The organism is Armatimonas sp., assembly GCF_031410135.1.
In the GTDB taxonomy this organism is placed as follows: Bacteria; Armatimonadota; Armatimonadia; order Armatimonadales; family Armatimonadaceae; genus Armatimonas.
This window is the reverse complement of the sequence record NZ_JANNYP010000290.1, coordinates 1-9,883: the sequence shown is the minus strand read 5'-3', so window position 1 is coordinate 9,883 and position 9,883 is coordinate 1. Positions and strand designations below refer to the sequence as shown.

General features: G+C 59.6%; 8 protein-coding genes and 1 pseudogene. 7 read left to right on the top strand and 2 right to left on the bottom strand.

Annotated elements, in window-relative coordinates:
• Positions 1–366, top strand: a pseudogene (locus tag RMO15_RS10540) (hypothetical protein); the annotation flags it as partial.
• Between the two features lie 254 nt (positions 367–620).
• Positions 621–1,232, top strand: coding sequence for a fibronectin type III domain-containing protein (locus RMO15_RS10535; RefSeq protein ID WP_309711698.1), 612 nt, complete (start codon positions 621–623; stop codon positions 1,230–1,232).
• Between the two features lie 170 nt (positions 1,233–1,402).
• Here the strand turns inward: RMO15_RS10535 and RMO15_RS10530 are convergent, their stop codons facing one another.
• Complete coding sequence (locus RMO15_RS10530) at positions 1,403–2,650, bottom strand: type II secretion system F family protein (RefSeq protein ID WP_309711695.1); 1,248 nt, start codon at positions 2,648–2,650, stop codon at positions 1,403–1,405.
• A gap of 4 nt (positions 2,651–2,654) precedes the next feature.
• Positions 2,655–3,881 carry a type II secretion system F family protein gene (locus RMO15_RS10525; RefSeq protein WP_309711692.1) on the bottom strand — a complete coding sequence of 409 codons (1,227 nt, stop codon included), beginning with the start codon at positions 3,879–3,881 and terminating at the stop codon, positions 2,655–2,657.
• A gap of 246 nt (positions 3,882–4,127) precedes the next feature.
• Between RMO15_RS10525 and RMO15_RS10520 the strand changes: the two genes are divergently transcribed.
• The 5 genes from RMO15_RS10520 (at position 4,128) to RMO15_RS10500 (ending at position 9,597) form a co-directional block, all read left to right on the top strand.
• On the top strand, positions 4,128–4,397 hold the full coding sequence (locus tag RMO15_RS10520) for a DUF485 domain-containing protein (RefSeq protein ID WP_309711689.1): 270 nt from the start codon (positions 4,128–4,130) through the stop codon (positions 4,395–4,397).
• Positions 4,394–6,340 (top strand): cation acetate symporter, encoded by a 1,947-nt coding sequence (locus RMO15_RS10515; RefSeq protein ID WP_309711686.1) that lies wholly within the window; start codon positions 4,394–4,396, stop codon positions 6,338–6,340. The genes RMO15_RS10520 and RMO15_RS10515 overlap by 4 nt, the downstream gene beginning before the upstream one ends.
• Before the next feature lie 8 nt (positions 6,341–6,348).
• On the top strand, positions 6,349–8,025 hold the full coding sequence (locus RMO15_RS10510; RefSeq protein ID WP_309711684.1) for a GAF domain-containing sensor histidine kinase: 1,677 nt from the start codon (positions 6,349–6,351) through the stop codon (positions 8,023–8,025).
• Positions 8,018–8,677, top strand: coding sequence for a response regulator transcription factor (locus RMO15_RS10505; protein ID WP_309711681.1), 660 nt, complete (start codon positions 8,018–8,020; stop codon positions 8,675–8,677). The genes RMO15_RS10510 and RMO15_RS10505 overlap by 8 nt, the downstream gene beginning before the upstream one ends.
• 65 nt (positions 8,678–8,742) lie before the next feature.
• A complete protein-coding gene (locus tag RMO15_RS10500) occupies positions 8,743–9,597 on the top strand; it encodes a PEP-CTERM sorting domain-containing protein (RefSeq protein ID WP_309711678.1) in 855 nt (284 codons plus the stop codon).
• Positions 9,598–9,883: the final 286 nt, after the last annotated feature.

Genomic DNA, 9,883 nt, shown 5'->3' with positions numbered 1-9,883 from the left:
CCGCTCGGGCCAGAGTTTTTGGATAAAGTGGACAGTAACCTGCGCGGCTTTTCCGCCAGCCACTTAGAGAACAACCAGACATTTAAGGCGCTCCAGTCCATGATCCCCGGCGGCGACACCCTCGGGCAGCTTGGCTTTATCGGGCAGACCTTTGGGGCCGTCTCGGGCTGGATCGGCAACTTTGTACAGGAGCGCGGCCTCACGCCTGAGAACATCTACGAGAGCCTAAAAGGCCGTATTGATGGTTTAGAGGGCAAGATGGACGTGGTCGCGGCGCTGATTGACACGCACACCGACTACTTCACCCACACCGGGACGCAGTCGCTCTGCCGGAGCCTGATGAACCGCGCCATCGCGGAGATCTAGCCTTCCTCCCTTCGCTTCGCTCTTCCCTCCTCCCAATCCTGGGAGGAGGGTTTATTCTTTTGCTAGTACTCTAACGAGTTAGAGTACTAGTTAAATGAAACTCCATTTTGTCTACCTTTTTGGAAAAGGTAACTACCAGAATTTTTCTGGTAACTACCGGGAACTAAGTTTAAACTCACACCCGTATACCAGAGCATACGCTTCGACTCCTAGGAGGGAGCCTAAAGCGGGATCAAGCACGGAGGGTTTTTATCATGCCGCAAGACTATTTACCTGCTAACGACCGCGAGTTTCTCGCATGGCTCAAGAACTTCAACCGAGTCGCTACGACCAACAAGCTGATTTTTGCCTTCACCGATGATGAGCTTGAGGAACTCACGGGGGCTGAGACGACCCTGGAGGATGCCATTGCCACCAATGATGCTGCTCAGAGCGCCGCACAAGCGGCAATGACGGCAAAGACTCAGGCACAAGCCGGAGCAACCAGCATGGCACGGGCTGCTGCCCAGCGTGCTCAGACCAGTAAGGCCCCAGACGCCCTGCGCGATGCTATTGGTATCACAGTTCGAGATAAAGTGCGCTCCAGACTCACGGCACAGACGCCGCTTGAGCTGGTTGCTCTCGCCGCCGCCGATGAGACTCACATTCTTAAGTGGAAATCAGGAGGGAATAAATCTGGAACACAATATCTGATTGAAGCGAAGATAGGGGAGAGCACCACGTGGACACTAATAGATGTTTCGACGCGGGTCACTTACAAGCATCTAGAACAACCACCTGGTCAAAAAGTTCGCTATCGCGTCCGCGCCAAGCGCGGTGACTCTACCAGTGGCTACAGCAACGAGTCGGGAGTTTATGGCGGATAGAGAAGTTGCAAAAAAAAGCGGTCAATCTAAAGCGATTGACCGCTTCCACAGCATGTGGAGAGAAAAGGAGATCACACAACGAAACTATAACTTACGCTAAAGATTATGTCAAGAGTTCCCGATAAAAAAGTTTCATCTTTTTTTCATGTCCCCAATCGAGTGGGGAGAGGCTAATCGCTCCCACCACCGTCGGCGGAGCTCATCGCCTGGTTTGCCATTCCCGTGTAGGCCTGAATCGCGACCATGAGCACAATCACGGCGGCCACTAAGATTGCCACAACTCCCATCACGGTTGCCAATTGATGCGCTTTGACATCTGCCTCGCCTTCCAGGAAATCCGCAACCCGCTCCAGCATCTCGTCCAGGCTGCCCGTAGACTCTCCCGTGCGAGCCATCTGCACAGCGATGGGAGACAAGACACCCGATTGCTCCAGAACCGCCGCGATTCCCTTACCGGACATCAGGAGCGGCACCCCATCCAGCATTGCCTGAGCAATCGCGCGGTTTCCACAGGCACGCCCTGCGATCTCGACCGCTCGGACAATATTAATGCCTCCTGCAAAAAGCGCCGCAAGTGCTCGGCAGAACCGCGCCGTGGCGTAGCGTCGGGAGACACCACCGACACCGGGGATGAACATCTTGAAGTTATCCCAGGAGGCACCAAATGCGGGGAACTGATTGAGAAAGCGTGCCAGCCACCAGAGAAATGCAAGAGTCACGGCCACAATCGCCGCGAACTTGACCTTCTCCAGAACCAGCGCATTGCCCGTCGCTCCCATTCCCGCGCGGGTCCACTTCACAATCAGATAGACAATTCCTGCCAGCGAGAGCACGATCTTGGGGTAGAGCGACTCGCGGGAGAGCTTGCGCCGAATCGCGATCTCTCTTTCTAAGTAGTCCGCGAGGCGATTACACATCGTCTCCAGCATGCCGCCCGTCTCGCCTGCGCGGATCAGCTCCACCTGCATCGTGGTGAAGACCGCGGGGTAGTTGGCCATCACTTGGGAGAGAGGAGCCCCATTGGAGATCGTCGCCTGGCACTCGCGCAGAATTTGTTTCAGGCGCGTGTGGCGGGTCTGTTGCTCCAGTGCATTTAGTGCCTGGATCAGGGGAACCCCTGAGCGCAGGAGAGTCGCGAACTGTCGGTAGAACATCGCCAGCTCTTGCAGGGGCACCGAGACCGCAAACGGAGCAGCCTCGATCCGATTGGGCTGATCGAGCGAGAGAGGGCGGTGTGGATTGGGCGTGGGGGGGAGCGTGTGGTCGTAGGTGGTGCCTGGGGGAGCCAGCTCGATCTTATTGGGAAAGAGCCCCTGCTCCCGAAGTGCGGCGGCGGCGAGGCTCGGGTTGACGGCTTCAATTAGGCCGGAGATCTGACGCCCCTCGGTATCTTTTGCGTGGTAGGAAAATGTTGGCATGAAATTATTCTTGTGCGATCCCGTCGGCGATCTGGAAGCCCATCTTGTAGATATAGTAGGTCGCCAGAATTGTCACATAGCCCATGGAGACAATGGTAATGATACCCGCGAGCTGTTTCTGGGACTTTCGAGCAGCATCGGTGGCACGGGCGGCCTCTTCTTGGTAGAACGCCGTGACCTGATCCAGAGTCTCGGTGAGCTGGCCGGTCTGCTGGCCGGTGACGAGCAACTGGATGGGGTCGTGGTCCATGAGTCCCGTGGCTTGGATGGCACTGTCAAGCCCTCGCGCCGAACGAATCTCGGGGAGGCCACGCATCAGCTGGGTGCGAAGAACGGAGTTGGGGACTGCATTGGCAGCAGCTTCGTAGGCCACCGACGATCCCACGCCCGCCCGTAGTAGTCGAGAGAGCACGCGGGTAAAGCTGGCAAGTGCCCGTGCTCGGTGAAGCTTTGCCATCACGGGGATGCGGAGCGAGAGCGAGTCGCGCAGGTGCGCTCCCGCAGGGCTTGCCCACCACTTCCCCCCTAGATGGGCTCCCAAGTGCATCGCGATTCCGAGCGGGACACAGAGAAACCCCTCCCACTTCAGATAGGTCAGCGCGTGCCCTCGAACATCCTCGAAGTGCTTGGTGTCAATGCTAGGAAACATCGGCTGGAAGAGCAGTACCGACCAGACACTCTGCCAGATCAGAAAGCGCACCCAGCCTAGCCCTTGGCGAAGTGCCGCGTCCTGCTCGGCTCCCAGCGCGGCCTCTTCGCAGGAAAACGGCAGAAAACCACCCGCCTCCCCTGCGGCCACGAGTCCAACCATGTGCGACGGAAAGAGGCCATTGGTGCGTGCCATCTCTCCAGCCCAAGACGCCCCCTGTGCGACATTCTGTGCCATCGCCAGCCCCGCCGCCTGAAGCTGTGGGTTGGCCGTGCGCGGTGCGAGGTTCGAGAGCGCAGCCCCTGGTGTCATCCCTGCATGCAGGAGCGAGCCCATCTGCCGAAAGAAAAGCCCCAGATCCTCTGCCCGCGCCGCCGGAACGAGTCCAGCCCCCCCCGCCCCGACACTGGCTCCCCCAGTATTGGGGGCGGGGGGGGCTAGAGTCTGTGCTCCCTGAACCTCAATCCGAGTGTAGCCCTTCCCCGAGAGGCGCAGCTCTACCTCTTGTGGGCTGGTGGCATCCATCGCGCCACGCAGAACGCGTCCATCGACCTCCGTGGCTTCGTAGCGGAAAATTGGCATAGTCTCCTATTGTAACGTGCCGACGCAGCGTTTGGTTGCGGTTTTGCCTCCCGGCCTCGCACTACTCGGCCACCCTCCGGCTCCGCGAAGGGTTGAGCGTGCTAAACTACCCCCTTCGCAGCGAGGCACGAGCGGTCAGCCGGAGGGGGTGCCCGAGGAACGAGGGCGGGGGAGGTTAGACTGAGCGTCGGCGCGGCGTTTGGTTGCGGGCAGGATTTGTTGCCCTGCTCGGTGAACCTGCGGGGCATGAATGATAAGGAATTGTTGCGCTCGGTGATGCGCCGACAGGCAGGGCTGAGCCTGCGGGTGGCAGCGGTGTTTCTGGGGATTATCTTTATCCTGCCCCTGGTGAATCTCTACGCGCCAGAGCTGGCCGCGACCAATGTCGGGGGCTTCTCGCTGACGTGGCTGATTCTCGCCGTGCTGTTCTATCCGATCACGTGGGGGCTCTCGGCGTATTTTATTAAGCGCTCCAACGCCCTCGAAGACGCAATTGTGCAGGAGAATGCAAAATGATTCCTCTGTTCTTTGTTATTCTCGTAACCATAGCGACCGTAATCTTAGGTGTTGTTGCGACCAAGCGCGCCCAGTCCGCATCTGACTTTTTCGTGGCGGGACGACAGGTCTCGGTGGGAATGAACGCGTCTGCGATCTCGGGTGAGTATCTCTCTGCGGCGAGCTTTATGGGAGTCGCGGGGCTAATCCTCAAAAACGGCTACGATGCGCTCTGGTACCCCGTTGGCTACGCGGCTGGCTACTTGCTGCTTCTACTCTTTATCGCCGGGCCGCTGCGCCGCTTTGGAGCCTACACGATCCCGGACTTCGCCGAGGGCCGCTTCGACTCACCGCTCTTTCGCAAGATCGCGGTGAGCTTCGTGCTCTTTATCGGCTTCTTCTACACCATGCCACAGATGAAGGGCGCTGGTGTCGCGATGCAGACCATCATGGGCTGGCCTTACTGGGTCGGAATCGTGGTGGTGGGCTCGGTGATTACGTTTAATGTGGCACTCGGCGGGATGAAAGGCATCACGTTTGTTCAGGCATTCCAGTACTGGGTCAAGCTCTTTGCGATCTCTGTGCCTGTGTTTGTGCTCATGGCGGTCTATGGCGGCTACAGTGGCAAGCTCGGGACATTTACCGGGGAGCCCAAGGGAATCCCGAAGGTTACCAAAGACACGCCTCTGAAGTTCGTGGGCAAGGACAAGGCCCCCAACAATGCGGTGAGCTTCTCGCCGGGCGCGGAGACGGTGATTACCTTCACCAAAGACACCGAGATTGACAAGATCAGCACTGGACGCAAGCCAGAGCCCGGCGAGGACAAGCTCGATGCCAGCCTGGCGATCCTGCCTAAAATTGAGGGAGTGATCCCGGCGGGGACGCAAGTGACGATCCTGCCGCTCGTGGTCACCAAAGCGGGCCAGGCGGTGCTGAGCAAAGAGGGCAAGCCGATCAAGACAGCCCCCAAGCTGGAGTTTGCCAAGCCGACCGAGGCAGTTCTTGCCGCTGGGAGCTTTGTGCCCAACACACAGAACAATGCGAAGTGGGGCCTGCCCTATGGAACTCTGACCAGCAAGCACGGCTTCCCCGTACTCTACACCTACTCGCTGATTATCGCCCTGATCTGCGGAACCGCAGGGCTGCCGCATATTCTGGTGCGCTTCTACACCAACCCCGATGGGAAAAGTGCAAAAGCGACCACCTTCTGGGTGATGGTGCTGATCGGTGCGTTCTATGCCTTTACTCCGATCTGGGGAGCACTGGGCCGGGCGGATCTGCCGATGCTCTATGCCAATAACAAGACCGACTCGGTGGTGATCGCGCTTCCGAGGGCTATCGGCGGGGTCTGGGGTGATGTGCTCTCGGGAGTCACCAGTGCGGGGGCCTTTGCGGCGTTTATGTCCACGTTCTCGGGTCTGCTGGTCTCTATGAGTGGCGCTCTGGCACACGATATCTACGGCAAGATCATTAAGCCCTCCGCAACTCCCGAAGAGCGCATTAAGATGTTCAAGATCGCAGCCGTGATCTTTGGCTTCGCCTCGATGGCGCTGGGACTTCTGGTGGAGACCTTTGATATTGCTATGCTGGTAGGCTGGGCCTTTGCCATTGCCGCCGCGAGCTACTTCCCGCTCTTGCTCCTTGGGGCGTGGTGGCGTGGGCTGACCATGCCAGGGGCGGCAGCGGGGATGCTGGGGGGCGGCCTGCTCTCACTGGGGGCCATTATTGCCTTCATGCTCTCGGACAAGAAGATTATCACCATTGACGATCCCCTGACCAAGGCACTCTGTGAGCAACCCGCCGTCTGGGGTGTTCCGCTGGCCCTGGTCATTATGTTCGTGGTCTCCAAAGTCACTGCGAAGCAAATCCCCTGGGATGCCGATCTGAAGATGCTACGCCTGCATGCACCCGAGGCACTCGGACGGAGCAAGGACTATATCGAAGACACAGGTAGCGACCACTAGAGGCACTTGTGGAAACCGTTGAGGCGCTTCTGCGGCAGCAAGAAGTCTTGCGTGCCGTCATTGAGTCTATTAGTAGCGAGCTGAATCTGCGCCCGCTGCTGACTCGGATCGTGCGCCATGCCTGCGAGCTAATCGGGGCGGACAACGGAACCATTGGTTTAGTAGACGAGCGCCGCGATCTCGTCCGCACCGAGGCGATCTGGCAGATGCCCGAGAATGAACTGGGTGCGGAGATGGCGCGAGGTGTGGGGCTAGCAGGAACTGTCTATGCCTCGGGGAAGCCGCTGGTATTGGCACGCTACGGCCAAGTTGAGACCCCAACACAGCCCAAGCTCGCGGAGAACTCCGTGATTGGCGTGCCGATCTGGTGGCGCGAGAAGATGATCGGCTTCTTTGGGATCGGCACGGATGCGCTACATAATCCTCGCCCGCTCACGGCCCAAGATGTGGAGACGTTGACGCTCTTTGCCCGCCATGCCGCCGTCGCCATTGAGAACGCTCGGCTCTACGCCGCCTCGGAGACGGCGCTGGAGGAGATGAAGCTTCTCTACGAGACCAGCGCTAAGATTGGGACGGCGCACAGCACGCCTGAGGTCGTGGCTGCCTATCTGAACTTAGTGGCCACGGGCGGGCGTTTTGCCTGCACGGTCACGCGCTATGAGGCGGGGGAGGTGCGCATCCTAGGGCGCTGGGCTCCGGCAACTGGGCTGGATCTGACTCCGCTCCGCTATCCGTACCAGCGCGACTCGCTCGACGAAGCCCTGGATCAAGGGCAGACGATTGCCATCGCCGATGTCCACACCGACCCCCTTGTCCCCGAGACTCTGCGGCGGATTCAAGCGGAGTCAGGACGGCCCGCGCTGGCCCTTATTCCCCTGCGCATTGCCGGAGCCGCCCGGCTGGGGCATGTGATCCTGAGCCACTCCCAAGTTCATCTCTGGGACGAAACCGAGCTGCATCCTTTTGAGATCACGGCGCAACAGCTTGCCAGCGCTTTGGACAGCCGACTCCAGCAAGAGCGCCTCGCCACGCAGGGGCAACAAGTGGCGATCTTTGAGGAACGGCAGCGCATCGCCCGCGATCTCCATGACTCCGTGACACAGCTTTTGTTTACGATGACGCTCATCGCCCAGACCACGACCACGGCGTGGAAGCGCGATCCCGACGAAGGCGAGCGCCGTGTGGGGCGGTTGGTGGAGCTGAGCCAGACCGCACTCTCCGAGATGCGAGCGCTCCTGGCCGAGCTGCGTCCCCCCGCACCTCAGCCCACAGGCCGCGAGCTTTTGGAGACCAAGGGACTGATTGCCGCGCTGGAAGCCCACCTCCGCGCCACTTCCGATGAGAGCACTCCCGTGGCCCTCGATTCCTCACGCTACCGGCCCGCGGCGTTTGCCACAGAGCACGCGCTCTATCGTATTGCCCAAGAAGCCGTCGCCAACGCCCGCAAGCATGCAAAAGCCCAGCAGATCTTTGTGACGTTGGCAACACGGCGCGGCGGCACCACCGTGCTCACGGTTCAAGACGATGGAATCGGCTTTGATACCAAGGCTCCCGCAGCTCCGCGCCCCGATGGCACAGGTATGGGCCTCTCCAGCATGCGCGAGCGCGTGGACAAGCTCGGTGGGACGCTGACAATGTCCTCAACGCCGGGCCGGGGAACGAAAGTGGAGGTGAGAGTTGGCTGAGATTCCGAAAATCCGTGTGCTGATTGTAGATGACCACGAGATGGTTCGCGAGGGCCTCATGCTCCTGCTAGAAGAGTCCGAGGAGCTGGAAGTCGCGGGCCAGGCAGGTTCCGTAGCACAAGCCGTTGCGCAGGCGGAAGCGCTCCAGCCCGACGTGATCTTGCTGGACATGATGCTCCCCGACGGTGATGGGGTCTCGGTGATCCAGCAGCTTAAAGCGAAAAACAACCCCGCCCGTATCGTGGTGCTCACCAGCTTTGCGGAGGACGAGAAAATCCGCGGGGCGCTGCAAGCCGGTGCGACGGGCTATCTGCTGAAAGATGTCCTGCGCCACGACCTGCTCGCCGCCATCCGCGCCGCTGCTGAGGGCAAGCCGACGCTTCATCCCGTGGTGCAGTCCCATCTCATGCAACAGATTCAAGCGCACCAGCGCAAGCAATCCTCGCCGCTCGACACGCTCACCGAACGCGAGCGTGATGTGCTCAAAGCGGTCGCGGAGGGCCGTAGCAATAAAGAGATTGCGACGAGTTTGGGGCTGACGCTAGGCACGGTGAAAGGCTACGTCAGCATTGTCTTTGGCAAGCTTGATGTCGCCAGCCGCACCGAAGCGACCTTGCTGGCGATTCGGCACGGACTAGTGAACCCTCACTAAAGTTAGGGGGACGCCACGTACTTTTTGGAGTGGGGGCGTGGGGCTCGCTGGCTTATCCTAAGCCCATGAAAAACCTAAACCTTCCTCTCACTCTTGCTCTGCTCGCTCTCCCGTCTCTGGCCCTCGCTCAGACCGTCGTCTCCGGTACGGGAGCAAACCCTGCCGCCCTTACCCCGTTTCGTGATCAGTTTCGCACGAACCTGGGCGGTGGCACAACCGCTGGGGCTAATGGCTCGTTTGGGGGCTTGCGCCGCGAGATCAACTGGGACGGGGTTCCCGCAGCCTTCTCCGCGCCCAACAACCTGCCCGCGAACTTCTTCAACGCCAACTCGCCGCGTGGCGCCGTGTTTTCAACATCCGGAACGGGCTTTCAGGTTAGTAGCGCAACCACAGATGCGGGAGCGGGCCAGCCCGTCGCTGCCCGATTCGGCAATATCGAGGCAAACTACACGTCTACCTTCCAGACCTTCAGTGCTCAGCGCCTCTTTTCGGCAATTGGCAGTAATGTCTACGACGTGGATTTCTTCGTCCCTGGCACCACCACTCCCGCACTGGTGAGTGGCTTTGGCTCTATCTTCACGGACGTTGATCTGCTTGACAGCACAAGCATCGAGTACTTTGATCAGAACAATGTTTCGCTGGGGACTTTTAGCGCTCCCGTCCAAGACCTTGGACTTTCGTTCATCGGGGTCTCCTTCGCCAGCCCTACGATTGCCAAGGTGCGCATCACCCAAGGCAATATCGCGCTGGGAGCAGGCATCAACGACGAAGGGAGTAGCATTGATGTTGTTGCGGCAGACGACTTCCTCTACAGCGAGCCCGTCTCCGCCAGCGCCCCCGAACCGGGAACTCTTGCTTTGCTTGCCCTCGGCGGAACGCTCACCCTAATTCGCTGCCGCCGACGTGTTGCCGCCCAATAAATTAGGCGTCTGCAGTGGCTTCGTGCCTCAGCCGCAAAGCCCGTGCCGGGCTCCAGAGTCTTTTAGACTTGGGAGCTTTGGTGCGGGCTTTTTCTGCTAGAATGTTTCCATGAACCCAATGGAGACTTATGAGCGCGACGGCTACGCGGTCTTTCGCAACGTGCTGGATGCGGAGCTGATCCGCGAGGCAAGTGACCATGTAGAGTGGCTACAAAAGAAGAACCCGGAGCTGCGGCCCGAGAAGCTGGACTGGTTTCTGGTGCTCAATGACCCGTTCTGGGTGCGC